The organism is Aquisalimonas lutea (assembly GCF_030409225.1).
Taxonomy (GTDB): domain Bacteria; phylum Pseudomonadota; class Gammaproteobacteria; order Nitrococcales; family Aquisalimonadaceae; genus Aquisalimonas; species Aquisalimonas lutea.
Genome location: NZ_JAUFPK010000010.1, coordinates 1 through 26512, shown reverse-complemented (window position 1 = coordinate 26512; position 26512 = coordinate 1). Strand labels below are relative to the sequence as shown.

General features: G+C 65.0%; 28 protein-coding genes. 13 read left to right on the top strand and 15 right to left on the bottom strand.

The window, feature by feature from the left end; translation table 11 throughout:
* On the top strand, positions 1 to 346 hold a 346-nt coding region (locus QWY84_RS19925; RefSeq protein WP_353959919.1), incomplete at its 5' end, for a glutathione S-transferase C-terminal domain-containing protein.
* Positions 347 to 620: 274 nt separating this feature from the next.
* On the opposite strand, the gene QWY84_RS19920 is transcribed toward QWY84_RS19925, so the two are convergent.
* The 5 genes from QWY84_RS19920 to QWY84_RS19900 all read right to left on the bottom strand — a co-directional run bounded on the left by QWY84_RS19920 (position 621) and on the right by QWY84_RS19900 (position 6567).
* Positions 621 to 2204 carry a BCCT family transporter gene (locus tag QWY84_RS19920; RefSeq protein ID WP_290204810.1) on the bottom strand — a complete coding sequence of 528 codons (1584 nt, stop codon included), beginning with the start codon at positions 2202 to 2204 and terminating at the stop codon, positions 621 to 623.
* A 42-nt stretch (positions 2205 to 2246) separates the two neighbouring features.
* Positions 2247 to 3029, bottom strand: a complete 783-nt coding sequence (locus QWY84_RS19915) for a creatininase (RefSeq protein WP_290204809.1) — start codon at positions 3027 to 3029, stop codon at positions 2247 to 2249.
* A gap of 75 nt (positions 3030 to 3104) precedes the next feature.
* On the bottom strand, positions 3105 to 4313 hold the full coding sequence (locus QWY84_RS19910; RefSeq protein WP_290204808.1) for a M24 family metallopeptidase: 1209 nt from the start codon (positions 4311 to 4313) through the stop codon (positions 3105 to 3107).
* 197 nt (positions 4314 to 4510) lie between these two features.
* Positions 4511 to 5551 (bottom strand): GlxA family transcriptional regulator, encoded by a 1041-nt coding sequence (locus tag QWY84_RS19905; protein WP_290204807.1) that lies wholly within the window; start codon positions 5549 to 5551, stop codon positions 4511 to 4513.
* Positions 5552 to 5835: 284 nt separating this feature from the next.
* On the bottom strand, positions 5836 to 6567 hold the full coding sequence (locus QWY84_RS19900) for a hypothetical protein (protein ID WP_290204806.1): 732 nt from the start codon (positions 6565 to 6567) through the stop codon (positions 5836 to 5838).
* A 131-nt stretch (positions 6568 to 6698) separates the two neighbouring features.
* Between QWY84_RS19900 and QWY84_RS19895 the strand changes: the two genes are divergently transcribed.
* On the top strand, positions 6699 to 7310 hold the full coding sequence (locus QWY84_RS19895; protein WP_290204805.1) for a trimeric intracellular cation channel family protein: 612 nt from the start codon (positions 6699 to 6701) through the stop codon (positions 7308 to 7310).
* A 79-nt stretch (positions 7311 to 7389) separates the two neighbouring features.
* Here QWY84_RS19895 and QWY84_RS19890 read toward each other — a convergent pair whose 3' ends face one another.
* A complete protein-coding gene (locus tag QWY84_RS19890; protein ID WP_290204804.1) occupies positions 7390 to 8481 on the bottom strand; it encodes a GlxA family transcriptional regulator in 1092 nt (363 codons plus the stop codon).
* 240 nt (positions 8482 to 8721) lie between these two features.
* Here QWY84_RS19890 and glyA point away from each other — a divergent pair, with 240 nt between their 5' ends.
* From glyA to QWY84_RS19860, 6 genes are read left to right on the top strand one after another with little or no spacing between them, the layout of a single operon-like run.
* The gene (gene glyA / locus QWY84_RS19885; protein WP_290204803.1) at positions 8722 to 10008 is read left to right on the top strand and encodes a serine hydroxymethyltransferase; all 1287 of its coding nucleotides are present in this window, start codon (positions 8722 to 8724) and stop codon (positions 10006 to 10008) included.
* On the top strand, positions 9999 to 11372 hold the full coding sequence (locus QWY84_RS19880; protein ID WP_290204802.1) for an L-serine ammonia-lyase: 1374 nt from the start codon (positions 9999 to 10001) through the stop codon (positions 11370 to 11372). The genes glyA and QWY84_RS19880 overlap by 10 nt, the downstream gene beginning before the upstream one ends.
* Before the next feature lie 8 nt (positions 11373 to 11380).
* The gene (locus tag QWY84_RS19875; RefSeq protein ID WP_290204801.1) at positions 11381 to 12631 is read left to right on the top strand and encodes a sarcosine oxidase subunit beta family protein; all 1251 of its coding nucleotides are present in this window, start codon (positions 11381 to 11383) and stop codon (positions 12629 to 12631) included.
* 25 nt (positions 12632 to 12656) lie between these two features.
* Positions 12657 to 12956 carry a sarcosine oxidase subunit delta gene (locus tag QWY84_RS19870; RefSeq protein ID WP_290204800.1) on the top strand — a complete coding sequence of 100 codons (300 nt, stop codon included), beginning with the start codon at positions 12657 to 12659 and terminating at the stop codon, positions 12954 to 12956.
* Positions 12953 to 15973: a sarcosine oxidase subunit alpha family protein gene (locus tag QWY84_RS19865; RefSeq protein WP_290204799.1), complete on the top strand. Its 3021-nt coding sequence runs from the start codon at positions 12953 to 12955 to the stop codon at positions 15971 to 15973. The genes QWY84_RS19870 and QWY84_RS19865 overlap by 4 nt, the downstream gene beginning before the upstream one ends.
* 13 nt (positions 15974 to 15986) lie before the next feature.
* Positions 15987 to 16598 (top strand): sarcosine oxidase subunit gamma, encoded by a 612-nt coding sequence (locus QWY84_RS19860; protein ID WP_290204798.1) that lies wholly within the window; start codon positions 15987 to 15989, stop codon positions 16596 to 16598.
* Between the two features lie 377 nt (positions 16599 to 16975).
* On the opposite strand, the gene QWY84_RS19855 is transcribed toward QWY84_RS19860, so the two are convergent.
* Positions 16976 to 17350 (bottom strand): hypothetical protein, encoded by a 375-nt coding sequence (locus QWY84_RS19855; protein ID WP_290204797.1) that lies wholly within the window; start codon positions 17348 to 17350, stop codon positions 16976 to 16978.
* A 92-nt stretch (positions 17351 to 17442) separates the two neighbouring features.
* Here QWY84_RS19855 and QWY84_RS19850 point away from each other — a divergent pair, with 92 nt between their 5' ends.
* Positions 17443 to 18453: a LysR family transcriptional regulator gene (locus QWY84_RS19850; protein ID WP_290204796.1), complete on the top strand. Its 1011-nt coding sequence runs from the start codon at positions 17443 to 17445 to the stop codon at positions 18451 to 18453.
* 54 nt (positions 18454 to 18507) lie between these two features.
* Here the strand turns inward: QWY84_RS19850 and QWY84_RS19845 are convergent, their stop codons facing one another.
* The gene (locus tag QWY84_RS19845; RefSeq protein ID WP_290204795.1) at positions 18508 to 19485 is read right to left on the bottom strand and encodes a LysR family transcriptional regulator; all 978 of its coding nucleotides are present in this window, start codon (positions 19483 to 19485) and stop codon (positions 18508 to 18510) included.
* Positions 19486 to 19550: 65 nt separating this feature from the next.
* On the opposite strand from QWY84_RS19845, the gene QWY84_RS19840 reads away from it, so the two are divergent.
* The 3 genes from QWY84_RS19840 to QWY84_RS19830 all read left to right on the top strand — a co-directional run bounded on the left by QWY84_RS19840 (position 19551) and on the right by QWY84_RS19830 (position 21484).
* Complete coding sequence (locus tag QWY84_RS19840; RefSeq protein WP_290204794.1) at positions 19551 to 20447, top strand: DMT family transporter; 897 nt, start codon at positions 19551 to 19553, stop codon at positions 20445 to 20447.
* A 206-nt stretch (positions 20448 to 20653) separates the two neighbouring features.
* Positions 20654 to 21067, top strand: a complete 414-nt coding sequence (gene rnk / locus QWY84_RS19835; RefSeq protein ID WP_290204793.1) for a nucleoside diphosphate kinase regulator — start codon at positions 20654 to 20656, stop codon at positions 21065 to 21067.
* A gap of 54 nt (positions 21068 to 21121) precedes the next feature.
* A complete protein-coding gene (locus QWY84_RS19830; protein ID WP_290204792.1) occupies positions 21122 to 21484 on the top strand; it encodes a hypothetical protein in 363 nt (120 codons plus the stop codon).
* A 197-nt stretch (positions 21485 to 21681) separates the two neighbouring features.
* Here QWY84_RS19830 and QWY84_RS19825 read toward each other — a convergent pair whose 3' ends face one another.
* The 5 genes from QWY84_RS19825 to QWY84_RS19805 form a co-directional block, all read right to left on the bottom strand.
* Positions 21682 to 22059 (bottom strand): cyclic nucleotide-binding domain-containing protein, encoded by a 378-nt coding sequence (locus QWY84_RS19825; protein WP_290204791.1) that lies wholly within the window; start codon positions 22057 to 22059, stop codon positions 21682 to 21684.
* Positions 22060 to 22474: 415 nt separating this feature from the next.
* Positions 22475 to 23617, bottom strand: coding sequence for an NnrS family protein (locus QWY84_RS19820; protein ID WP_290204790.1), 1143 nt, complete (start codon positions 23615 to 23617; stop codon positions 22475 to 22477).
* Between the two features lie 6 nt (positions 23618 to 23623).
* A complete protein-coding gene (locus QWY84_RS19815) occupies positions 23624 to 24115 on the bottom strand; it encodes a hemerythrin domain-containing protein (protein WP_290204789.1) in 492 nt (163 codons plus the stop codon).
* Positions 24116 to 24130: 15 nt separating this feature from the next.
* A complete protein-coding gene (gene fdxA / locus QWY84_RS19810; RefSeq protein ID WP_290204788.1) occupies positions 24131 to 24454 on the bottom strand; it encodes a ferredoxin FdxA in 324 nt (107 codons plus the stop codon).
* A gap of 10 nt (positions 24455 to 24464) precedes the next feature.
* Positions 24465 to 24881, bottom strand: a complete 417-nt coding sequence (locus tag QWY84_RS19805) for a uroporphyrinogen decarboxylase/cobalamine-independent methonine synthase family protein (protein ID WP_290204787.1) — start codon at positions 24879 to 24881, stop codon at positions 24465 to 24467.
* Positions 24882 to 25085: 204 nt separating this feature from the next.
* Between QWY84_RS19805 and QWY84_RS19800 the strand changes: the two genes are divergently transcribed.
* On the top strand, positions 25086 to 25628 hold the full coding sequence (locus tag QWY84_RS19800; RefSeq protein ID WP_290204786.1) for an SRPBCC family protein: 543 nt from the start codon (positions 25086 to 25088) through the stop codon (positions 25626 to 25628).
* A gap of 100 nt (positions 25629 to 25728) precedes the next feature.
* On the opposite strand, the gene QWY84_RS19795 is transcribed toward QWY84_RS19800, so the two are convergent.
* Together QWY84_RS19795 and QWY84_RS19790 are read right to left on the bottom strand one after the other, a co-directional pair.
* Entirely contained in the window at positions 25729 to 26034 is a 306-nt protein-coding gene (locus QWY84_RS19795; RefSeq protein ID WP_290204785.1) for a hypothetical protein, read from the bottom strand.
* The coding region (locus QWY84_RS19790; RefSeq protein WP_290204784.1) for an HAD-IC family P-type ATPase at positions 26031 to 26512 on the bottom strand (482 nt) is incomplete at its 5' end. The genes QWY84_RS19790 and QWY84_RS19795, both read right to left, overlap by 4 nt.

The following is a 26512-nucleotide window of genomic DNA, read 5'->3' as shown; positions in this document are numbered from 1 at the left end:
CTATCTCACCGAGGCGGACTGGCGGCTGTTCGTCACGCTGGTGCGCTTTGACGCCGCCTATCACGGGGCGTTCAAGTGCAATCTCCGACGCATCGAGGACTACCCGAATCTGTCTGGCTACCTGCGCGAGCTCTACCAGTGGCCGGGTGTGCGCGAGACTGTCAACCTGGAGCATATCAAGGTGGGCTACTACACCAATCCGGCCATCAACCCCACGCTCATCGTGCCCCGGGGTCCGGTGCTGGATCTTGACCGGGCGCACAATCGTGAACGGCTCACGGGAAGCGGCGTATGGCGTCGCTCGCAGGAGAGGGCGCACCACATGGTGACATTATCCACTCCGTGATCGGTCATGCACATATGCAAGAGTGTGCGCACCGCGCAGGAAGAGACTGTCGGATCGTTCTGGAAGCCTGTGGAACGGGGACACAGGTGGACCATGCTACGGGGTTTTGAAGAAAGTACATGGCAGTAGAAGGCTGCCTGCACACCAGCATACTGACGTGCTGACATGCAGGCAGCTTTATCGATCAACGTCACACGTTCAGCGGATTGGTAACTGCACCCCGTGAACGGAACGCGCAGGTTTCCCCTTTGGCGGTTGTATCGCCGCCCGAGCGTCAGTCCGCGGTGCTGCCGACGGTGGCAGCAATCTCTGGCTGCGAGCCCATAGCCAAGCCTCGCACGATGCCGACACACATCAACACCATGATCAGCGAGAAGGGCAGGGCGGCCACAATCGACGCGGTCTGCAGGGTGCTCAGGGCCGCCTCGCCGCCGACCACCAGCAGGACCGCCGCGATTACACCCTGGCCGATACCCCAGATGGAGCGATGCCGATGCAGCGGGTTCTGATCGCCCTCGCTGAGAATCGTGGTCAGCACCAAGGTGCCGGAGTCGGACGAGGTTACGAAGTAAGTGGTGACCAGGATCGTGCCGATCACGCCGGCCCAGAAACCGATGGTGCCCACGTCCATGGCAGTGAACGTTGCGTACAACGCCATGGCCGTATTGTCGTACACAGCGTCGCCGACACCCCCGCCTCCGAACATCTCGATGTGCAGCGCGGTGCCGCCGTAGGCGGCGATCCACACGCAGGAGAGCAGCGTGGACACGCCAACAACCCCGAGCACGAACTCACGGATGGTGCGGCCGCGGGAGACACGGGCGACGAACACGCCAACGAACGGCGCCCAGGAGATCCACCAGCCCCAGTAGAAGACCGTCCACCATCCCTGCCACATGTCCTGCCAGCCGTGCTCGGCCACCGTGCCCGGCGCGGACTCGACGTACGTGTTCAACGCCAGCAGCCCGGCTGCGTAGTCCCACAGGCCGACCACCAGCGACTGGAGCACGTACTGCGTCGGTCCCCAGGTGAGGAAAAAGGCTAGCAGCACCACCGTCAGCCACATGTTGATTTCGGAGAGATAGCGGATCCCGCGGTCCAGGCCGGAGAGCACCGACATCAGCGCGAGTACCGTTATCGCGGCGATGAGAATGAGCTGCACGCCGGCCGTGACGGGCACCCCCCAGAGCGAGTTCAGGCCGGAGTTGATCTGTTGCACGCCAAGTCCCAGGGACGTAGCGATGCCGAACAGTGTCGCGAATACCGCAACCACATCCACGGCGGCCCCCGGCCAGCCATACACGCGTTGGCCCAGGACCGGATAGAGCGTATACCGGATGCCCAGGGGCATCTTCATGCGGTAGGCCACCACCGCCAGCGCCAGGGCCACGATGGAGTAGATCGCCCAGGCGTTGAGGCCCCAGTGGAAGAAGGTCACTTCCATGGCTGCGCGTGCGGCCGCCTGGTCCCCGGCGGAGGCGGCAAACGGGCTGCCGTCGAGGTAGTGGAAGACCGGCTCCGCGATGGACCAGAAGATGATGCCGATGCCTTGGCCGGCGGCATAGACCATGGCGAACCAGGTGAAGTAGCTGTACTTGGGTCGCTCGTGCTCGTCGCCAAGCCGGAGTCGGCCGTACGGGCTCGCCGCCAGTCCGACCAGGAACACCAGGAAGCAGCCGGCCAGGAGCACGTACCACCAGTTTGCGTAAAAGGTCACGAAGGTCCGTGCGTTCTGGATCCACTCGCTGGCGGCGTCGGGGAAGACCAGCGTGCCCACCACGAACAGGATCACCACGGATGAGGCGATCAGCGATGTATAGGGATTAATGCCCCGAAAAGGGCCATTCTGGATGACCATGTCTCTCCTCCAGGATTGATCTCGTTATGGCGTTCCGGCGAGCTACGGCGCCTGGAACTCTTTCTGGATTGCAGTTGCAATGCCGTCGACACACACGCGCAGGACCAGGTCGCCCTTCTCCCGCGAGGCATCGCGTGCCGACGAAAGCGTGCCCGGCTCCGGGGTGCGCTCGGGTACGACAGGGAACATGTCATACGGCGGGAAGGTTGCCGGCGGATGGTCCACGACGGCATCGAAATCCACGAGTTCGGGGTAGAGCGTGAGCATGAGCGAGGTCTCGAATACGCCGCCGTGCTCGATGTCCCAGCCCTGAAAGCCGTCCGGATACAAGGTGTTGATGACGTCGGGGTCGCTGACGAAATCCCAGTAGGACAGGGTCATGACCCGGAAGTCGTCGATACCGGCATACCGCAGTTCCCGCAGTGCGAGATCGATGCCTTCGACGATGAATATGGAGTTCTCGAAGTGCCCGTTCATGATGGCGAGCCTGCGCACGCCGTGACGGGCTAGCTCGCGGATGATGTCCTGCACGGTGTGAGTGAGAGTCATGCCGTCGAGGCTCGTGGTCCCGGGATAATGGTTCCCTCCGCCGGACTGTTGCTGCGACTTGTAGCCGTAGGACAGCGGCGGCGCCACGACGCCGTTGATGCGCTTTGCTACACGCTCGCAGACCGCGGTGGGCAGCAGCACGTCCACGTTCATGCTCATGTGGTGGCCATGCTGCTCGAGAGCACCCATGGGCAGAAGAACGACGGGGCTATCTCCGGCCAGCCACTGCTCGTACTCCTTCCACGTCAGCTCACCTAGAAAAACGCTGTTGGCCATGATGCGAACTCCTCCCCCGAGAGGGGCTGGTTCGACACAGCGGGGCGTTGGTGGCGCCCCGCCGCATCGGGCCGACTACTTCCGGATGATGTTGTGATCGGGGCCGTACGGGAAGCCCGTGATGTTCTCGGCGCCGTCGCCGGTGACCACCAGAATATCGTGCTCGCGGTAGCCACCGGCCCCGGGCTGTCCTTCCGGGATCATGATCATGGGCTCCATGGAAACGACCATGCCCGGTTCCAGCACCGTCTCGATGTCCTCGCGCAACTCCAGGCCCGCTTCCCGTCCGTAGTAGTGGGAGAGGACGCCGAAGGAGTGACCATAGCCGAAAGTGCGGTACTTCAGCAGGCTGAACTCCCGGTAGATGTCGTTCAACTCGTGCGCAATATCGCAGCACCGCATGCCGGGCCTGATCAGCGCCTTGCCGGCATCATGGACCTGGCAGTTGATCTCCCACAGCCGCCGGTGCTCGTCGGAGCACTCCTCGGCGAAGAGCGTACGCTCCAGCGCCGTGTAGTAGCCGGCGGGCATCGGGAAGCAGTTGAGGCTCAGGATATCGCCGCGCTGAATCCGGCGGCTGGTTACGGGGTTGTGCGCACCGTCGGTGTTGATGCCCGATTGGAACCACGTCCATGTATCCATGAGCTCCGCGTGCGGGAACGTCTTTGCGATCTCCCGCACCATCGCCCTGGTCGAATGCAGGGCCACCTCGTGCTCCGGCACGCCCACGTCGATCGCCTCGACGCAGGCCTCGCCCCCCACGTCCGCAATGCGGGCGCTTTCCTTGATCTGGGCAATCTCCTCATTGGACTTGATCATGCGCTGGCGCATGGCCGGCTTGCCGATGTCCACCAGTTCAGCGGTGGGCAGCGCCCCCTGGAGCTTGCGCAGCGTTTCGAAGCTGATGTGGTCGTACTCGACACCGACCCGGCTGCCGTCCGGGATGAGGGACTTCACGGCGACGAAGTAGTTGTCCCGGTGCCAGTCCGTATAGACGATGTTGTCGCCATAGGTGCGGCGCCAGGGCTGCCCGCCGTCGATGTTGGCGGAAATGGAGGTCGAGTTGTCGTGAGAGATCACCAGCCCGTACAGGCGCCCGAAGTAGCAGTAGAGGAAGTCGCTGTAGTAGTTGATGTTGTGATACGAGGTGAACAGCGCGAAATCGATACCTTGATCCGCCATGACCGTCCGAAGACGGTTCAGCCGGGATTGCATTTCCTCGTCCGAGAACGTGCCTTTGACCTTGTCGCCGTTACGGATCTGCAGGGTTTGCGGTAGATCCATGGGTACCTCTCCTCATCGTGTTGTACCGGACGCCGCCGGCCCCTCATCGGGGGATAAAGGTGTGACGATCAGGATCAGGTCTTTGGCGGGTTCGTTCTCACTCGATTCCGACGTCTACGAGTACGGTTCCGACAAATAAGGGGCTACGCCGCTTCGGTGCGGGGTTTGTACCCGCGTTTTGGGGAGCCTGCCTACTGTCAGGATGACGTCGGGGTGAGCCCGCTCCGGCGCTTCTCCGCACTCGGAGACATGCCGAAATGCCGGGCGTACCGGCGCGCGAAATGCGAGCCGGAGACAAACCCGCAGTCACGCGCCACCTCGCTCACGGACAGTGAGGAGCTGCGCAGCAGTTGGCGGGCGTGCTGCAACCGAATCTCCATGTAGTACTGGCTCGGCGTGCAGTCGAGGGCAGCGCGGAACATGCGCTCGAGCTGGCGCTCTGAGACACCGACGTGTCCTGCCAGCTCCGACAGACTGATCGGATCCTCCAGGTTCGCCTCCATGATCATGGCCGCTTCCGCGAGCTGAGGCTGATCGCTGCCAAGGCGCAGGCGAAGAGGAATGCGCTGACGCTCCCCGGCATCGCGGACGCGGTCGTGCACCAGTAGTTCTGCGGTGGCAGCGGCCAACTCCGCTCCTTCCGGGAGGCCGGCAATGATACGGAGCATCATGTCCATGGAGGCGGTGCCACCGCTGCTCGTGCACCGTTGCCGGTCGATCTCGAAGAGATGGGTCGAAACGATGAGTTCCGGGAACTGCTGCAGCAGTTCCTCGGTATCCTGCCAGTGAATCGTGCAGCGATAGCCGTCCAGCAGCCCGGCGCGAGCCATGAGGTAACTGCCGGTGCAGATCCCACCGAGGGCAACGCCGTCGTGGGCCAGACGCTTCATCGTTGCGGCAAGTTCGCGTTCGCCCGGGAAATGAATCGGGTTGGGGCCAACCACGAATACAGCATCCAGCTCGTCGGGAATGCCGGAGATATCGACATCCGGCAAGATCGTGAAGCCGTTGCTGGCCGGCGTGGGGGCGCCGTCCAGCGAGATGACACCGGCGCTGAACCGGCGCTCGCCGGCCGCAAGGTTGGCCAGGCGTAGGGGCTCGATCGCGGATGCGAAGCCAATATAAGAGAAGTTCGGAACAACCAGGAACCCGTACTTGTACTGCCCAGGTGTACGAGCCTCCAGGAATTCGTCGTTCAGTGGACCCCCGTTGGACGGGGGCGATGTGCTTTCTGTCATAGTCGTGCGAGCACTGCGTAGCGGTGTCCCCGGAGTCGCCATCCGTGCGGCAAGACTATACGTCCATACGTTATCCGGGGCGGTACCGGGCGCAGTCATTGTAACCCAGGAGTTGTGAGGTCAACGCACCTGCTGACCGGCCGGCGGCACGCGAGCGAAGGAGGGGTTAGCTGATGGTAGTCCGCTGATACGCAGCATTCTGGGGGACGCCGGGCTGCGTAAGCCGGGATAGCGCTGACCCGCTTTCGCTGTTCGTGGCCGGTCCAGCGTGATTGTGAGGTCTTCTATGGTGCACCGGGACCGCTCTCCGAGGCCAGGACTGCCAGGAATGGGCCGACGCCGACCGTGCGGTACCATCCCCGGCCGTCCGCCAACTCCTGTCCCCGCTCAGCGGACGGCAGCGCTTCCATGCTCTCGTCGAACAGCTTCCGTGCGCCTCCCGAGAGCTCGATCGACCACTGCTGTCCCGAGCCATCCTCTTTTGTGGAGTAAAGGATGACCCCGCGCAGCCGCGCCCTCAGTAGCAAACGAACGGCGCGGTCATCGCCCCCGCCTGCCACGTGCAGTGGGCCCGGGGTTGCGAGTGACGCCGGCCAGAACAACCATTGCGGTTCAACGGCGAGTGTGGCCAGCAGGAGCGCCTCGGGCGTCGGCTCGGCGACCACATGATGCGTGGAAGGCCAGACATCGAGTCGGCACCACGCGGCACCCCAGGTTCGCTGCTCGTCGGGCCCGAGATGGCGCGTTCGAGCACCGGATTCGCCGACAATGGCGTAATGCTGGGGGTAATCGAAGAATCCCGGCGCGCGGGCTTCTTTCCGACGATAGAACCAGTGCGCGAGCAACAGGGTGGCAGCACCGCAGCCCCGGACGCCTTCTTCGGCGGTGCGCGCCACAACGGCGGTACGATCCTCCGACCGCCAGTGCTGCTGGAGGCGTTCGGATCCCGGTGCAGTTCTGTCGGAAGTGGGATGGACAGTGAATCCGGAATCCCGTAAATAGTTGCGGCTGTGCATTGCTGTGCTGCCTCGTTGATACACGACGGATGATCTGGCTCGGTGTCACGTCTGCTCGTTGGCTTTGTTGGTCTTCTTGTAGAGGTTCTGCCGATACTGTTGCCAATGTCCGTGCGATGAATGGAGAACCGGTGCTGCTCTACTACCTGGATCTCGCCGGAGTGGCCGTTTTTGCCGCCAGCGGCGTTCTCGCCACCCGGGACCGCGAGTTGGATATCTTCGGCGTAGTCATCGTTGCCACGTTCACCGCTATTGGCGGCGGAACGCTGCGCGACCTGCTCCTCGCGCACCATCCGATATTCTGGGTGGTTGACCCGTGGTACCTGGTCACCATCCTCCTCTCCGTGCTGGCGACGGTTCTGTATCTCTCGCTGCGGCCGCCGCCGGGCTTTCTGTTCCTGGTGGCTGACGCCTGCGGACTGGCGATTTTCGCCCTGTCCGGGGCGAAGCTCGCGCTGGAGGCGGGGCATTCGCCGCTGATCGTGATCATCATGGGAGCGATGACCGGAGTCATGGGTGGAATGCTGCGCGACGTCATTACCGCACGGATACCGCTTGTCATGCGCAAGGAGGTCTATGCGACTGCGGCCATATCGGGAATCGTTGTCTATCTGGTCCTCCATGCCTTGTCGGTGCCGGAGACGCTTGCGTTCGCCATCGGTGTGGCCGTCGTGATCGGGCTGCGCCTGGTCGCCATCCGGTGGGGCTTGAATCTGCCTTCTCTACCGTGGCACGGACCGTGACAGCGGTTCGAACCCCGTGCACGTCCCAATGTAACGGGTTCGCGCAGCTCCTACTCGGCCCCGGCGTGTGCGCCGTCCGTCACATCCAGCTTGATGCCTTCTGGAAGATCTGGTTGTCGACCTCTGTGCTCTTTTCATTGTTCTCTTCCGGACGGTCGCGTTGCATCGTCATGCGAACGGCGGAAGGGGATTGGCCAAACATCTGCCGGAACTGTCGTGAGAAATGCGGGCTGTCCGTGAACCCGCATTCCGAGGCAATCACCGTGATGCTGCGCGAGGTGTGGCTCAGCAGCCACCAGCCGTAGCGCAGGCGCAGACGGCGGCAGAACTCGCTTGGCCCGAGTCCGAGCTCGTGGACGAACGCCCGCTCGAGTTGCCGGCGCGAGACGTTGAGATGCTCCGCCATCTCCTGGACTGTCATGGGGTTGCTCAGATGCTGCTCGATGAGCAGGACCGCACGACGAACCCGGTTGTCCCGGATCGATTCGTGGAGCGGAGGTTGCGGCTGGGACGCGGTCGCTCGTCGTGGTTGATCGATCAACATGATGTGCAGGCTTTTTTGCGCCCAGTCCTGGCCACAGTGCTTCTCCACCAGCCAGGCGGCGACGTCTGCCGCCGCAGAGCCGCCGGCGCAGGTAATCCGTTTGCGATCGACCACGAATAGCTGGTCCGCCACCGGGGTGATGTCGGGGTAGCGTTCCAGCAGGTCATAGTAGTGATACCAGCTCACGCAGCAGCGGTGTCCGTCCATGAGGCCCGCCTGGATCAGCGTAAACGCCGCCGTGCACAGCCCCACGATCGCCGTGCCCCGGCGATCCGCCAGGCGCAGGTAGTCGATGACCTCCGGCGTCGCCACGGGCTGGTTGGCCAGTCGACCCCCGACGACGACCACGTAGTCGTACTTTCCGGGGTCCTGCAACGGTTCCCACGGGGTGATTGTGACGCCGCAGCTCGACTCGACTGGCCGCCTCGTGTCGCCAAGGATCGTCCAGCGACAGCGAAGTTGCCGACTGGAATCCCCCTCGTCAGCGGCGAGCCGCAGGCAATCCACGAAAGCCGCAAAAGGCAACAGGGTGAAGCCCGGCAGCAGGATGAACGCGACGGACAGGGCCGCGCCGTCGGCAGGCGCCTGGCAATCCGTGTCGCGGGGTGGGTCGTAGGAACCGGTCATGGCACCTCTGTCCGATGCTATCGGAGCGTAGCGAACCCCAATCTCCTGGCTTTCCTCCCCCTGCGTCATCACAAATCCGTCGCTTCATGACCCGTGCGCGTCATGGCGCGCTTCTACTCGGTCAATGCCGCATTTCTACAGGCGGTCGGCGCCTGCACCGCGGAGACTGCTGTCGTAAACAGCCGAACAAGAAGTCACGCCCTGACTGCAGGGATGAAAGCGAGCAGGAGGAGCCCACGCATGTCTGCACAGCCACTGGATTTCCAGGATCTCGATCCCGACCTGAATGCCGCCATTAGTGCCGAGGCGAGCCGTCAGGAGGCGCATATCGAACTGATCGCTTCCGAGAACTACGCTAGTCCGTCCGTCATGGCGGCGCAGGGCACGGTGCTGACGAACAAGTACGCGGAAGGGTACCCCGGCCGGCGCTACTACGGTGGCTGCGAAGCGGTCGACCGGGTGGAGCAACTGGCCATTGACCGGGCAACGGAGTTGTTCCAGTGCGAGTACGCCAACGTCCAGCCACACTCCGGCTCTCAAGCCAATGCTGCGGTTTTCCACGCCCTGGCCAGTCCCGGAGACACCATTCTCGGGATGCGACTGGACCATGGGGGCCATCTTACGCACGGCGCCGCACCGAACTTCTCCGGCAAGCTGTTCAACGCCGTGCAGTACGGGCTCGACACCCGGACGGGCAGGATTGACTACGACGAAGTGGAGGCGCTCGCCCGGGAGCACGCGCCGCGGATCCTGGTGGCGGGTTTCTCCGCGTACTCCGGCACGCTGGACTGGGAGCGCTTCCGCGCCATCGCCGATGCCTGCGGCGCCTATCTCGTCGTGGACATGGCGCATGTGGCCGGGTTGGTCGCCGCTGGCGTCTACCCGACTCCGATCCCCTACGCCGATGCCGTAACGACCACGACGCACAAGACCCTGCGCGGGCCGCGTGGCGGCATGATTCTCATGCACAAGCGCAGCGGGCTCGAGCGCAAGTTCCAGTCGCTGGTATTCCCGGGTACTCAGGGTGGTCCGCTCATGCACGTGATCGCGGCCAAGGCGGTCGCTTTCCGCGAAGCATTGAGCCCGGAGTTCCGCAAGTACCAGGAGCAGGTCGTTGCCAATGCGCAGACCATGGCCCGGCAAATGCAGGCGCGGGGGTATGACGTAGTCTCGGGCGGCACCCACAACCACCTGTTCCTGGTGGACCTGGTCGCACGCGGCTTGACCGGAAAGGCCGCGGACCAGGCTCTGGCACAGGCGAATATCACCGTGAACAAGAATGCGGTACCCAACGATTCGCAGCCCCCGTTTGTCACCTCCGGGCTGCGCATCGGCACACCGGCGATCACCACGCGGGGGTTCCGTGAGAAGGAATCCCGCCTCCTCGCCAACTGGATCTGCGACATCCTCGACGATCCCGAGGACGCGACGGTCATCGGCAGGGTCCGTGACCAGGTCGATGCCGTCTGTCGCGACTTTCCCGTTTACCCGCCGGCTAGGGCGGAAGGAGGTTCAGCATGGCACTGAGCGTCTTCGACCTGTTCAAGATCGGCATCGGCCCCTCCAGCTCTCACACGGTGGGCCCCATGAAGGCCGCGCGGTTGTTCGTCAGTGGACTGGCGGATGACTGGATACTGCCGCAGGTCGCACGTGTGCGCACCGAGCTGTACGGGTCTTTGGGGGCAACGGGAAAGGGACATGGTAGCGGGCCAGCGGTGCTGCTGGGGCTGGAAGGGCACGACCCGGAGATCGTGGACCCAGCCCTGCTGCCAGCGCGCAGCGCCAGGATCGCCGAGGAGGGAATGATCTACCCGCTAGGTGGCTCCGCAATCGCCTACGATGCCGATGCGGATCTGGTATTCCACAAGCGGGAGTCCTTGCCGTACCACCCCAACGGCATGGTGTTCACCGCGATGGATGCGCGGGGCGAGACCGTCCGGCAGCGTACCTACTACTCCGTGGGCGGCGGCTTCGTGCTGGACGATGACGAGGCTGGCGCGGATGCGATCGGGCCCGATGGCACGGCTTTGCCGGCGCATTTTACGACGGCGGATGAGCTTCTGGCCCTGTGTGAGCAGGAAGGCTGTCCTATCAGCGAGCTGATGTTGCGCAACGAGCTTTGCTGGCGCACACAGATCGAGGTGCGCACCGGCCTGCTGCGAATCTGGGACGTCATGCAGGCCTCGGTGGCCAACGGCGTCGCCAACGAAGGGGCTTTGCCCGGGGGTCTCAAGGTGCCGCGCCGGGCGGCGGCCCTGCACCGGAAGCTGACGGGGCAGGATCGCAGCACGGACCCTCTCGACACCATGGACTGGGTCAACCTGTACGCCCTTGCCGTGAACGAGGAGAACGCCGCCGGCGGTCGCATCGTCACCGCCCCGACCAACGGCGCCGCCGGCATCGTGCCGGCCGTGCTCCATTACTACTGGCACTTCGTCGATGGCGCCGACGAGGACGGTGTGGTGCGGTTTCTTCTCACTGCCGCGGCGGTGGGTGTGCTCATCAAGCTCAAGGCGTCCATCTCCGGGGCGGATGTCGGCTGCCAGGGTGAGGTGGGGTCGGCCTGCGCCATGGCCGCCGCGGGCCTGGCCGAGGTCATGGGCGGCACGCCGCGCCAGGTGGAGAACGCCGCCGAGATCGGCCTGGAGCACAACCTGGGCCTGACCTGTGACCCCATCGGCGGGCTGGTGCAGATCCCGTGTATCGAGCGCAACGCCGTCGCCAGCGTCAAGGCGGTGAACGCCGCGCGCATGGCACTGCGGGGCGACGGGCAGCACTTCGTCTCGCTGGACAAGGCCATCCGCACCATGCGCGCCACGGGCGCCGACATGCTCGACAAGTACAAAGAGACTTCCCGTGGCGGCCTCGCCGTCAACGTCATCGAATGCTGAGGTGAATCATGGCAAACCGCTACTCCGGCTTCGGCCTGTTCAGGCACGCGCTGCGCTACCACGAGAACTGGCAGCGGGCGTGGCGTAACCCGACGCCGAAAACCCATTACGACGTGATCATCATCGGTGGGGGTGGGCACGGCCTGGCCACCGCCTACTACCTGGCAAGCCAGCACGGCATAACCAACATCGCCGTGCTGGAGAAGGGGTATCTGGGCGGCGGCAACACCGGTCGTAACACCACCATCGTGCGCTCCAACTACCTCTGGGACGAGTCGGGCCAGCTCTACGAGCACGCCATGAAGCTCTGGGAAGGACTGTCGGAGGAGCTGAACTACAACGTCATGTTCAGCCAGCGCGGGGTGCTGAACCTCGGTCATACCCTGCAGGACATGCGCAATATCGAACGCCGCGTCCAGTCCAACCGGCTCAACGGCATTGACTCCCACGTGGTCACGCCGGACGAGATTAAGAAGATCGTTCCGATTATCAACATCGACAACCTGCGCTACCCGATCATGGGGTCGTCCTGGCAGCCGCGTGCCGGCGTCGCCCGCCACGACGCCGTCGCCTGGGGCTACGCCCGCGCCGCCGACGCCCTGGGCGTGGATCTGCTTCAAGAAACCGCCGTGACCGGCATGCGTATCGAGGGCGGGACCATTCGTGGCGTGGAGACCAACCGCGGCTTCATAGGCGCCGACCGGGTGGGCTGCGTGGTCGCCGGCAACTCCGGCGTGCTCGCTGGCATGGCGGGGCTGCGCCTGCCGCTAGAGTCGCATCCGCTGCAGGCGTTTGTCTCCGAACCACTCAAGCCCGTCCTCGACACGGTGGTCATGTCCAACCACGTGCACGGTTACGTGAACCAGTCGGACAAGGGCGACCTGGTGATCGGCGCTGGCATCGACGGCTACAACGGCTATGGCCAGCGCGGCTCAATGCCAGTGATTGAGCACACGGCCGCGGCCATCTGCGAGATGTTTCCCATGTTCCGCCGCGTGCGCATGAACCGCCAGTGGGGCGGCATCGTGGATACCTGCCCGGACGCCTGCCCGATCATCAGCAAGACCCCGGTGGACGGTCTGTATTTCAACTGCGGCTGGGGTACCGGCGGGTTCAAGGCCACACCGGGCTCCGGTCACGTGTTCGCCAGCACCATCGCCAACGACTCGCCCCACCCGCTGGCCGCGCCGTTCGCCCTGGACCGCTTCTACAGCGGCGCCCTGATCGACGAGCACGGCGCCGCCGGTGTAGCCCACTGAGCGCGACCTGACAGGAGGCAAGACCATGCTAAACATCTACTGCCCGCACTGCGGCGAGCACCGCAGCGAGGAAGAGTTCCACTACGCCGGCGAAGCCCATATTCCCCGTCCGGAGAACCCGGCCGAGCTCTCCGACGAGGCCTGGGGCGACTACCTGTTCTTCCGCAGAAACCCGCGTGGGCTTCATCACGAGCAGTGGTACCACGCCACCGGTTGCCGGCGGTTCTTCAACGTCGCCCGCGACACGGTGACGTATGAGATCCACGAGAGCTACCCCATGGGCGCCCGGCCCAGCGTCAGCAGAGACAGCGAGGAGGCGGCATGACACAGCGCAATCGACTCCCTGAACGCGGCCGCGTGGACCGCAGCCGGACCCTGCGGTTCCAGTTCAACGGCCGCACCTACACCGGCCATCCCGGCGATACGGTGGCCTCGGCCCTGCTGGCCAACGGCGTGCGCTTGGTGGGGCGAAGCTTCAAGTACGGGCGTCCGCGCGGCGTCATCGCCGCCGGGCCGGAAGAGCCCAACGCCATTCTGCAGGTGGGTACCGACCCGGCCACCACCACCCCCAATCTGCGTGCCACCCAGACCGAGCTGTATGACGGGCTGGTGTGCAGCAGCACCAACGGCTGGCCCAGCACCGAGCGCGACCTGACCAGTGTCGTGGGCAAGGTCGGCGGGCGCATGATGCCGCCGGGCTTTTACTACAAGACGTTCATGTGGCCGAGCAGCCTGTGGATGACGTACGAGAAGGGCATTCGCAAGGCCGCCGGCCTGGGCCAGAGCCCGTCCCAGCCGGACCCGGCGGAGTATGACCACATGAACCACCACGTCGACGTGCTGGTGGTGGGCGCGGGCCCTGCTGGTCTCTCGGCGGCACGCACCGCGGCCCGCGCTGGCGCACGGGTCATGATCGCGGACGAGCAGCCGGAGCTGGGCGGCCACTTATTGGCCAGCCGCGCGACCATCAGCGGTACTCCTGCGGCCAAATGGGTGCGTCGGCAGACCGACGCCCTGGCGCGGGAGCCGGAGGTGACGGTGCTGCGGCGTACCACAGCCGTGGGTTATCACGACCATAATTTCGTGGTGCTCAGCGAGCGCCGCACGGATCACCTTGGACCGGATGCCGGTGGTGTGCGCGAACGCCTGCACCGGGTGCGCGCCGGTCAGGTGGTGATCGCCACCGGTGCCCACGAGCGCCCGCTCGTGTTCGGAAACAATGATCGTCCCGGGGTCATGACGGCGTCGGCGGTGGGAACCTACATCAACCGCTACGGCGTCGTTCCCGGAGAGCGTCTGGTGCTCATGACCACCAACGACCATGCCTATCATACCGCCCTGGACTGGCACAACGCCGGCCGCGAGGTCGTGGCCGTGGTCGATACCCGCGCGGAGGCAGGCGGCGACCTGCCGACGGAGGCCCGCGCCTGCGGTATTCGCGTCCTGACCGGCCATGGCGTGATCGAGGCCGCCGGCGGGCGCAGTGTCACCGGTGCCCGGGTCGCACCGCTGTCCGCCGATGGCGAAAGCCTCGCCGGCACCACCCACGAGCTGCCCTGTGACGTGATCGCCACCTCCGGGGGCTGGAGCCCGGTGGTGCACCTCACCTGTCACACCGGCGACAAGCCGGTCTGGAGCGAGGAGGTGCTGGGCTTCGTCCCCGGCGAGACCCGGCAGGCCCGGGTATGCGCCGGCGGTGTGAACGGTACCTACGCCCTGGAGGCGGTCATCCACGAGGGAGTGGATGCGGGCAAGCGGGCGGCAACGGCTTGGGGATTCGAGGCGACCGAGATGCGCGATCTCGCGGTCAGTGTGGCCGAGCCGTCCCAAGACCCGTCCATGAAGCTGTTCCTGGTCCCCCACCATAAACCGGTCACGCGGGCCCCCAAGCAGTTCGTCGACTTCCAGACCGACGTCACGGCCGCCGCCATCGAGGTGGCGGTGCGCGAAGGCTACGAGTCCATCGAGCACGTCAAGCGCTACACGGTTATGGGCTTTGGCACCGACCAGGGCAAACTCGGCAACGTCAACGGCGTGGCCCTGACCGCCCGCGCACGGGGGAAGACCATCCCGGAGACCGGCACTACGGTGTTCCGCCCGGCCTACACCCCGGTGACTTTCGGTGCCTTGGCGGGCATGGAGCGGGGCGGTCTGCTCGACCCGGCGCGGTTCACCCCCATGCACCTGTGGCATGTGCGCCAGGGTGCGGCGTTCGAGGACGTGGGGCAATGGAAGCGTCCTTGGTACTACCCCCGGCATGGGGAGTCCATGCAGCAGGCCGTCAACCGCGAGTGCCTGGCGGTACGCCAGCGCGTGGGCATGCTCGATGCCTCCACCCTGGGCAAGATCGACATCCAGGGCAGCGACGCCCGTGAGTTCCTCAACCGCGTCTACACCAACGCCTGGATGAAGCTCCAGCCCGGGCGCTGTCGATACGGCCTGATGCTCAAGGAAGACGGCATGGTGTTCGACGACGGCGTCACCGCTTGCGTGGACGATGAGCACTTCATCATGACCACCACCACCGGCAACGCCGGCCCGGTGCTGGAGTGGCTGGAGCGTTGGCACCAGACCGAGTGGCCGGAGCTGGACGTATGCTTCACGTCGATCACCGACCAGTGGGCCACGGTCACGGTTACCGGCCCGGAGAGCCGCAACGTGGTGGCGAAGCTGTGTGACGACATTGATTTCTCCCGCGAGGCCTTCCCGTTCATGGCCTGGCGTGAAGGCACCGTGGCCGGCGCGCTGGCGCGGGTGTTCCGCATCAGCTTCACCGGCGAGCTGACCTACGAGATCAACGTACCCGCCGATTACGGCATGCACCTGTGGGAGGCCGTCTACGCCGCGGGCGAGCCCTACGGCATCACGCCGTACGGCACCGAGACCATGCACGTACTTCGTGCGGAGAAGGGCTTCATCATTGTGGGTCAGGATACCGATGGCTCGGTTACTCCCGAGGACCTTGGTATGCACTGGGCACTCAAGCGAGAGAAACCGTTCAGCTTCCTCGGTCAGCGATCCCTGGACCGCAGTGACTCGCGGCGCAGGGATCGCGAGCAATTCGTGGGTATCCGGCCGCTCAACGGCGAGGCGGTTCTGCCCGAGGGTGCGCAGGCGGTTGAGAACCCGAGCAATCCCGTACCCAAGAGGACCATCGGTCACGTCACGTCGAGCTACTATAGCGCTGCGCTCGGTCATTCCATCGCCCTGGGACTCATCGAGCGGGGCCACGACCGACAGCGCGAGCGGCTGCATTTCATGACCAGCGACGGCCGCCTCGAGGAGGCCGAGCTGTGCAGCACGGTGTTCTACGACCCCGACGGCGCCCGCCAGAACGTTTGAAGGAGATATAGCCATGACGCAACTCACCCTGCCGCGAGCAGAGAGCCCACTGCACCACGCTGACCTGCCCGCACTGGCCGGGCAGGATCAAAAAGGCGGCCTTATCCTTCGCGAGGAGCGTTTTTCGGCACTGGTTATCCTGCGCGGCCCGGACGATGATCCGGGCATGCGTGCCGGTGTCGAGGGCGCGCTCGGGGCTGCGCCGCCCACCGAACCTTGTAGCTCGGTGCTCGGTGATGACGGCACCCGCCTGCTGCGGATCACACCCGACGAGTGGCTTGTATTTGGTCCGGGGACGCAGCGGCAAGACCTGATGTCCCGGCTGCGCAGCGCCCTTCAGGGGACACCGGGCAGGGTGGTGGACGTAAGCAGCGGCTACGCGTGTCTGCATCTGTCGGGAGAAGCACTGGCGGACGTGCTCAAGAAGTCCACGAGCTACGACGTGCACATGCGAAACTTCCCGCCAGGCAAGGTCGTCGGCACCACGTTCGGCAAGGGGCAGGCATATATGCTGCGCACCGACGCTGACAGCGTTCTAGTCATCGTCCGTCGCAGCTTTGCCGATTACACGTGGCTGTGGCTCCAAGCCGCGGCAGAGGAATACGGTCTCTCTATTGCCGGCTGATCCTTGCCATTACGGGCCCAGCGATCCCATGATCGCCGGGCCCACCGATTAGCTGACGGCGTTAATGCTCCGTTTTGAGTCCATATGGGGCGGCAGCCGGCGCAATTCGGGTACGGATGATACCCCGGAAGGACAGGTGTTAGCCTTGACCCCTCTGGTTGGGAGATGGCGGGCACCATCGAGACAGACCGCGCAAGTGACTGGGGGTTCGGGTGGTATGAGCCGCGCGAACACGATCACCAGGCGTCATGGCTGGCCAAGGTCGTACGCATACAAAAACGCGGCGCCGGCTACCAAAGTGGAGCGAGACCAGGCAGTCGGACGGTGCTCGCTCCATCGGCCGAAGCCCCTGCGCCGGGCGCACGGGCAATTTCCGTTTATCCCTCGGTCACGGTTGCCTCGGAGTTGGCGTGGGGATTGTTACCATGCCAGCCCTTGCCGATAAGGAGGTACTCTGGCCGGCCCCGCTCGTCGCCGTTCGCACTGGGTGCGCTACGGAAGTGCGCCGCGATGCTCGACGTTGTTGACGTTTCCGATCCGGGTGCCAGGTCGCGCTCACCGAGCCTGCCTCCGGCATGGGCGGTGTTGGCTGCATCTCCCGCCGAGCGGAAGTGCGCGACAATACTAGCGACCGATGAGGCATTGCCTGCGCTGCGCAGGTCATACTCTGTGAGCAGGCCGTTGTAAGAGTCCGCGCTGGCCTGACCTATGGCCGCGGCTGCGAGGGCAGTGGCGATAATGTAGCGTTTCATGGCGACTTCTCCTGTGGTGATGCATGAAAGTCCCAGTCACCCCGGCAGGTGGCGCGCTTGGCTTGGTGCCCCTGTCCCGTGACTGAAACCGCATGATGCAGTCGTTGCTGAAATGGCGTAAGTCGGTAGACTTGCAACCAATGGTTAACGAATTGGAAACCACAGTAACGGCTGCCGCTGACCCGCGAGAGCTCGGAGGCTCCCTCGATGACGTCCGAGCTTTCTGCGCGGTGGTGGATTTCGGCAGCATTACCGCGGCCGCCCAGAAGCTAGGGGAGACCAAGAGTGGTATAAGCCGCCGTGTAACGCGCCTGGAGCGTCGACTGGGGAGCACGCTTCTGGCGCGGCAGCCGCGAGCAGTGAGCCCAACGGAGGAAGGCATCGCCTTTCATGCCAAGGCGGGCGCGGCGCTCGCGTTGCTGGACGATGCCACCGAGGCGGCGAGCGAAGCGCACTCGCTGCCCCGGGGCCATCTGCGTCTGACCGCTCCCGTGGATTTCGGTCTCGAAGTGCTGCCGGAGGCCATCAGCGTATTCCGCCGGCAGCATCCGCAGATCACCGTGGAGCTGCTTCTCACCAGCAGCGCGCTGGATCTGACAACGCACCGCATTGATCTGGCGCTGCGAGCAAGCAGCGATTTGCCTGACATGGACTACCGCGCTGCGCCACTGGTGAGCTTCGACGTCCGGCTCTACGCGACGCCCGCCTATCTCGCTGAGCGTGGCGAGCCGCAAACGCCCGCGGCGCTGGCGGAGCATGATGTAATCGCCGCCCGGGATCTAATGGGGACCACAGCCGTTTCTCTCAGCAACGGCCGTCGCAGCGAACGCGTGGGCGTGCGCCCAGCAGTGCTGACGGACGAGCCGGCCAGTGTAGCGCGCATCGTGCTCGCCGGCGGGGGGATCGGTCCGCTGCCGGACGTCGCGGCGGCGCCAGCAGTTCAGGACGGGCGGCTGAAGGCGGTTCTGCCGCACTGGATGGTCAGCAGTGCCCGCCTGTACGCCATCACAATCGCCGGGCGGGAGGCTCCGGCACGCGTTCGTCTGTTCAAGGAGTTCCTGCGCGAGCGTCTCGCCGGGCTCGGTGCTTCTGCGATCGATTAGCCCACACGCATGGCGACCGAGACGTTGCGACTGACTGACACACTCCGCCGGTCTCTAGTGTTTCAACCCTGACCTTATGGCCTGTTGGATGAGCCAGCCTTTGAGTTGCCTTAGGCCGGGCTCGTTTCGGCGGCTGGTCTTGTACGCGATTAGAAACTCATCGCCGGTCGGGATGGTGTCCGCCGGCAAGGCCACCAGGTCGGCGTCATCCGCGGGATCCAGCATGTAGTCATTGCTCAGCGCGACGCCCTGGTGATGGCGTGCGGCGGCATGCGCCATGAGCATGTGGCTGAAGTGATGCACCCGGGTGGAGCTCTGGATAGGGCAGCCGGCGATGGAGAGCCAGAAGCGCCAGTCCTCGCCCGGCTGCCCCAGGATGCTCGAAGCGGATAGCAGGGGATAGCGTTGCAGCCAGGAGGCCTCGATCTGGTTGGGCGTGTCGGTTGTCGTCAGACCTGCTTGCCGCAGATCACGCCGCATCCAATCCCAGTACTTGCGGCTGCAGATGGGAAACAAGCGTTCGGCATATAGCAGTTCCGCGGTATACCCCCGCTTCCGGGCGCTGGTAGTAATGAAGCAGTCCGCCACCCGGTTGGACAGACTCGGTGAGCCGTCATCCATCTCCAGCATGAGGTTGATGGTGGGGTGGCGTCGATGGAGATCCGGCAGTCGAGGGATGAGCCAGCGCACGGCGAAAGAGCTGAATACGGCCAGGCGCAGGTGCGTTCGGTCTTCACCCCGGAGATGTTCACTCGCCTGCTCGATTTGCCCCAGGGCCGGGGTTATCTCCTGCAGATACCGCTGTCCCTCGGCAGTGACGCTCAGGCGCCGGCCTGCCCGCACGAACAGCGGCTCGCCCAGATAGTCTTCCAGTTGCTTGATCCGGTGACTGACCGCGCTCTGGCTGATGCGAAGCTCCTCCGCTGCCCGGGAGAAGCTGTTCAGCCGAGCGACGGCTTCGAAAACGGGCAGGGTCGGCAGAGGCGGTAGCCGCATTATCAATAACAGTAATGACAGGCGAAGAATCATCATTATACAAGATGGAATCCCGTGGGTAACCTGCATGCTTTCCAAGTAATTCCCCCGGAGTTCGCATCATGGCGGGCCGCACCGTACACAGCGCCATCATTTTGCTCGCCACGGGTAACCTGCTGGCGCTGCTCTCGGACGTCATCATCAAGTGGCAGGGGACAGCCGGCGAGTTCCCGGTGCTGCAGTTCATTTTCATGCGGGTGATGGTTGCAGTCCTCGTGCTGCTGCCGTTGTGGCGGCACCTGGATGGGCGGGCGGCTTTTCGCGGAACCGGAGTTCACGTCCTGCGCGCGCACATCGGCCTTGCGGGCATCTCCTGCATGGCGATCGCGCTGACCACGCTTCCGCTGGCCACAGCCAATGCGCTGTTCTACGCGACGCCGTTGCTGGTCATGGTGCTGGCGGTGCTACTCTTCGGCGAGCGCGTCACGGGGCTGAGCCTTCTGGCTGTGGTCAGTGGGTTTGCCGGGATCCTGGTGATCCTGCGGCCGGTGGAGATCTCCTGGGCTGCGCTGAGCGGACTGGGCGCGGCGCTCGCGCTGGCCACCAATGCGCTGCTGGTGCGCAAACTGCCGAGCACACAGTCCACCGTCCATAAGCTGTTTCTCATGCATCTCTATGCGGTGCCCGCGGCCTTCGCGCTCATGCTCTGGGAGGGGGCCGCGTGGGACTGGCGGATGCTGGTGGCGGCGGCGGGTTCGGCTGTCTTTATTCTCGGCTACAATGCCACCGTGCTGCTGGCCTACCGTCATGTCGCTGCCAACCAGGTGACGAGCGCGGAGTACACCGGGCTCATCTGGGCGGTGCTGTTCGGTTGGTGGTGGTTTGGGGAAGTGCCTGGTATCTGGTTCTTCCTGGGAACCACGCTGATCGTGAGTCCCCTGATAGCGCTCGGCATCGTCGAGCGCCGAAGAGTACGGTGTCAGGTTACGACGGATATATCCCCGATCCGGGCGAAGTGATCTCGAAGGCGTCGCTGATTTCGGGGTCAGGCGTAACAGAGACGTCGTCTCCGACACGATGGCCCTGTACGGGGCAGGCACTGCCGTGTGCCAGAACAGGGGGACGCCTGATAAGGGGCAAGAGCATCGGGTGTTTGCTTCTGCCGTGCCGACAAATTGATCCAACGGATTGCGTGCGATCCATCTAGCGTAGTGAGTGCATACAAATGAATGACCGGCCAAACATTGTCATCTCCTCTCTGGACGCCGACCGGCTCGAGAAATTGATGGACTCGCTGCCCGATGGTGCGTTTCCGGGCAAGGCAGAGCTGGAGACTGAGCTGGCGAGAGCCGACATCGTCGAGCCGACCGAGATGCCGTCGTCTGTTGTAACCATGAACTCGACAGTGCGATTCCGGGTCGAGGCGTCGGATGAGGAGTTCACACTGACCCTGGTTTACCCGAAAGAGCTGGACTCCAGCGGTAGCAAGATTTCCATCCTTGCTCCGGTGGGGAGTGCTCTGCTCGGCCTTGCACAGGGTGACGAAATCGAGTGGCCGAAGCCTGGTGGCGGGGTTCTACGCGTACGCATCGAGGAGGTCGTGTACCAGCCAGAACGCTCGGGTGAGTATCACCGCTGAGTCCAAGAGGTTATCGCGCCCCCTCTCAACGAGGGGCGCAACGGGAGGCGGGTAATGAGCCAAGCGGGCCCGAAACTGCCGGGGGCGTTGCCGCTCGGCCCGTCGGTTGTCCTGATCTCCGACACGTATTGGGATGCCGGAAATGACGCGGTGGGCCTGTTCATCGCGTTTCAGCTCACGGATGGTGGCTCCGCCGGCTCGCTGTTCTTCTCCATGGACGGGGCAAGGATCGGCTTCGACTCTGTCCACCGTGCATCAGCCGACGGGCTGGAGCGACTGCGCGCACATCTGCTGCGGGACTGCCGCGTGAACGCGGATGTTGCGCAGGATGCTCTGGATGAACTGCTCGCGACGCTGTACGACATCCTGGGGGATGTCCCGGTGCCGCCCGGTCTCGCGGACCGCCCGGATGATTAGTGCCCCGGGGCCTCTGGATAGCGGCTACATGCCTTGCCGCTGTATCGCCTCGGATGAGCTAGAGCTCGGAAGGCGCAGTGTGTCCGGGTTGTCCAGGCCGATGAACTGCTCCTGGACGCTCATCCAGCCGTGGTCCATGAACCGGCGAACCGGGGTAGCGCCAAGGCCGCGGTGGGCGCAGCGGTCCGACAGGCTGATCAGGAACGCGGCGAGGCGTTGCGGTGCGCCAGCAGGTGCAGCATCTCCTGCTCGGTGGCGATTGCCTGGCTCATGCGGCGAATCAGGTGCTGGAGCAGCCCGTGCACGCGTCCGGACAGACCCTCTAGCTCTGCGAACGGGATTTTGCAGAGGCGGGTTGCTTTCAGGCCCGCGGAAGTGGACGGATGGGCATCGAAGCCGATGGCATCGAGTCTCACCAGCTCACCGGGAAGGTGGAACGCGGTAATCTGCTCTTCGCCGTCCTCGGAGATCGTCACGCTCTTCATTGCGCCCGCACGGATAGCGTAGGCCGGGTGGAACGGCTCATCCGTACGATAGACGGTCTGTCCCCGCGTCAGCGGGTGGCCCCGCTCCACGATGCCGTCGAGAGCCTCAGTAGCGGCGGTATCCAGTGCGACCGGCAGGCACAGATCATTCAGGCTGCAGCTCGTGCAGCGCTCCCGCAGGATGCGGATGCTCGGTTCGATGTCGGACTGGCGTTCGGCTATGGCCGGGCCTCCTCCATTCTTTCCGGGACACCCGTTCGGCCAGGCTATGTCCTCCTTCGCGTCAGTTGGTCAGACTGCTGCTGACATGGTGGGACGATTGCTGCTGGTCAGCATAGCCGGTTGATCCTTGAGATGCCCCAAAGGCATTGCGAACCGGAAGGGTAAGGTGGCAAAGCGACAGTCGCGACGGAGCGCCTGCCTGGGCAGGCCAGACTGTGGCGATGGGGCTCGCGATTCGGTCGATGAATCGGGGGGATGGGATACCCCCGAAGTGGGCAGAGCGTCAGCGCGGAGGAATGCGCACCAGCAGTGCCAGCAGCAGGGCATAGGCCAGTGCCCAGAGACCGCTTGCGGCGGCCAGGGCTGTAACGTCACCGGGCAGAAGCAGGCGGATCAGGGTCGCTGCGGCGATGGCACCGGCCATCAGGGGAATGATCAGCGAACGTGCCGGGTCGAGCTTGGCCCGGTTCAGCCGCACCCAGGCCATGACGCCGGTGGTGAGAGTGCCCAGGGCGCCGACGGTGATGGCGTGGGTCGCCGTATTCGCCCCGAGCAGGCCGGTGGTCCAGGCGGTGCCGAGCAGTGCCAGGCCCGCTACCAGCCAGGCATAGCCGAGCCCAAGGCACCAGAGGTCCGGCCGCCCGGCTGCGGCCCAGAGGCGCCAGCGCAACAGGCGGACCAGGCCGAGCACCGCGGCGAGCAGTACGAGGGCGCCGGCGGCGCCGCGGGCGCCGGGTATGGCCGCCGTCCCGACGGCCAGGGCCATGGTGATCAGCAGTGCACCCTCGATGTGCGGCTGGACACGGGCCTCCAGGTGACCGCCGGCCCGCTGGATGGCTCCCGCGGCCGCTGGAGCGATAATGCGCCCGCCCATGAACAGCATCAGCAGCGCGAACAGCAGCACGGCTTCCTGCAGCGCCAGGTAGCGCAGCCAGGACGCGCCGGTGAGCGGGCCGGCATGGAACAGCGCCAGCACCGTGCACAGGCCCAGGAGAAGGGGGGCGAAGGCCTGATTCCGCCATTTCTTGGCGCCTTTCATGAACTGGGGTACCACCAGCCACGCGAGTGCGGCCGCGAATGCGGCATTGGCTGTCAGCGCGGCCATGCTGCCCGGCATGATCAGATAGATCACCCGCGCAAGGAGCCACAGCCCGAACAGGCTGGCGAGCCGGACAGTTGTCGTGCGGTTGATGAGAAAGCCGGCGGCCACCGCCAGAGCGAAACCGAACAGCAGCTCATGCGCATGACCCAGCACCGTGGCAAATGCCGGCAGGAGCGGATTCCCGGACAGCATGCCGTGGACGCTGGCCGGGACCGCTACCAAGGCATACAGCGCCGCTGCGGGGAAGAATACCTTCTCCGCGGCGTGGCGCGTAACCGCCGAGCGACGGGTTGCGGCGCCAGGCTGTGCCTTGCCGGCCGCCATCGCTCGTCAGCTCGCCGCGCATAACGGGCAGAAACCGTCATCCCCCGCGGGGGCGGATCGTGTGCCGTGGTTGAAGCGGTTCGGCACCGCCGGTGGCTGTTCCGGCGGAGCCGCTGCCGGCGCGTTGCGGCCCCAGTGGAAGCGCCTGACCGGCTCCAGCAGCTGGGCGCGGGAGACGGGCTGGCCGGCCGAGACGTCCCGGAGGCGGTCGAGAAGCACGCGCCCGCGTGCGGCGAGGCGCTGCTGCCGGTACTGGCGGTGGCCGATTGCCTCGGCGGATGGTGGATCCCGGTGCTCGAGACGGGCCAGAAGCAGGTCCTCCAAAGGGTGGTGGTACCGGGCCGGGTCGTTCGTCAGGCAGCCGACGATGGACGCCGTGCCGGCGAAATCTGGCGCCTCTCCACGCTCCAGTACCTCCAGCTGCCCCTCGACACGGGTCAGCAGTCGCTCGAGGTTGCGGTGGTCCCGGCGCAGGCGATCCAGTGTTGTCGTATTCATGGCGCCTCCCATGGGTTATAGCTCCAGCAGCGGCAGCTTGTCGGGTACGCCGTCCCACTCCTCGGCGTCGGCGGGCGCATCGATCTTCTGCGTGATCTGCGGCCAGCGTTCCGCCAGCTCGGCGTTGATATCGAGAAAATGATCCCACTCCAGTGGCAGATCATCCTCGGAATAGATGGCCTTTGCTGGGCACTCGGGCTCGCACAGGGTGCAGTCGATGCACAGGTCCGGGTCGATAGCCAGGAAGTTCGGGCCCTCGTGGAAGCAGTCCACAGGGCAGACCTCGGCGCAGTCGGTGTACTTGCACTTGATGCAGTTGTCGGTGACCACGTAGGTCATGCGATCTCCTTCATAGCTGCTGCGAACGCGGTGCTTTCTCCAGCTCCGGGACAATGTAGTGGTAGTTGGTATCGAACCATTTGGTCATCTCCGCAGCCGCCGCAGGGGCGCCCTCCGGCGCCCGGCCCCGGGCGACGCGGAAGTACTGATCCCGCTCCGACAGGCCGGAGCCGTCGCGGAACCGGGACGGCACGTGGCCCAGCAGGAAGCTGGTGTCCAGCACATGGTCGTAGAGCGAGAACTCCCCCACGGGCAGCCAGTCCAGCCCGGCGTTGTACTGCAACATGAGGTTGTGGCGGCGCAGCTCCGAGGCGGTGCTCTCCAGGAACGCGGCGTCGACCTCCCCGCGCCGGTAGGCCTCCAGGGCGAACTTGAGCTCGCGCCCGGCGCCGATGCGAGGGCAGCCGAGGTTGTGCAGCGTGGCCATGGGGGATCCTCCCGTTGCCATTGTCCGTGAATCAGCTTCACCTTAACGGAGACTTAAACATGAACAAAAATGGTATTTAATCTCATATAATATGAAAACTACTAATATAAAAAGGTTAGCCACAACAACTGGCGCGGAGGGATTGCGTTGCGCGTTGGTCCCGGTCATATTAATGTATTATTTATACATTTTAAGGAGCACCTGATGCAAAACGACGAGCACCCCGAGGCAATCATTCGATCCGGGGACAGCGGCTTCGAAGTCGTCCTGAGCCGGTGGCTGGATGCGGATCGCACCGCCGTGTGGCGGATGCTTACGGAGTCGGATCGCCTGAAGGACTGGCTGGCACCCGGAGCGATCGAGCCGCACCTGGGCGGGTCCGTGTCCCTGGATTTCTCGGTGAGCGGGACGGCCATCGATTCCGTCGTCCGGGCGGTGGAACCGCACGCGCTGCTGGAGTACTCCTGGAGCAGCGGTGCCGAGCCGGTGCGCCCGCTTCGCTGGGAGCTCGCCGACGAGGACGGCGGCACACGCCTGCACCTTACGCTCCGGTTCCCAGGGGACGAGGACGCGGCGAAGACCGCGGCCGGCTGGGATGCGCATCTTGAGATGCTGACGGCGGCAGCGGCGGGTGTGCCCATCAGCTTTCCGGTGGAGCGGTTCAAGCTGGCGCGTCAGGTCTTCCGGGACCAGCTAGCGTCCTGTAACCCAAATTCGTTGGATTCTGCCTGCTCTCTGGGCCGCTGAGGTAAGGCCGTCGGCCCGAGCGCCCTACGGCGAGGGCCGGAAACGCCGCCTCAGCGGCCCAGAGGCAGGCCCTCCGGGAGTGTCTGTGCGGCGCTGGTGATCATTCCCCCTCGGTGGGCAGCAAGCGCCAGGCCTCTGTCGCCCCCTGCAGCAGCCCAAGGCCGTGGCGGGACGGAGGTGGGCACAGGTCCGCCTGCGCCCGGTTGGCGACCTCGGCGGCCGCCGGCGTGAAATAGACGACCACGTCGCAATGGAGCTGTCCCTCGGAGACGTGCCGCACGAACAACCCCATATCGCCCGGCCTGCCGTGACGCACGAACGCCGTTGCGAAGGCGCGTTCAATGCGCTCCAGCTCGATCCCCGCGGTGAGGGCATCGCCGAGGTTCAGGCAGTACCATTGGCTCATGCGGGATCTCCCAGCCGCACGCTGGTCTCCGGATCAGGATTTGCATGCTGTCGGTGCTTGTCCCGTGCAGATGCCCGGTGGCGATCCCGCAGGGCGAGACGTGCCGTGTTGCCGAGTACGCACAGGGTGCTGATGCCCATGGCGATGGCCGCGATCGCCGGGTGAACGAAACCGAGCACCGCTGCCGGTAGCGCCAGGAGGTTGTAGCTCATCGCCCAGGCCAGGTTCTGGATCATGCCCCGGCGCGCCACCCGGGCCAGCCGCAGGGCTTCGGTAACCTTGTGGACGCCGCCGGGCAGGAGTGCCGCGGCCGCGGCCCGGGCGGTGGCATCGGCTTCGCCGACGGCCAGCCCCAGCTCGGCGGCGGCCAGCGCCGGCCCGTCGTTCTGGCCGTCGCCGACGAATGCGGTCCGCCGACTCGCCTGCATGGTGCGGATGATGGCGAGCTTGTCCTCGGGCGTTTGCCCGTGGGTCACAT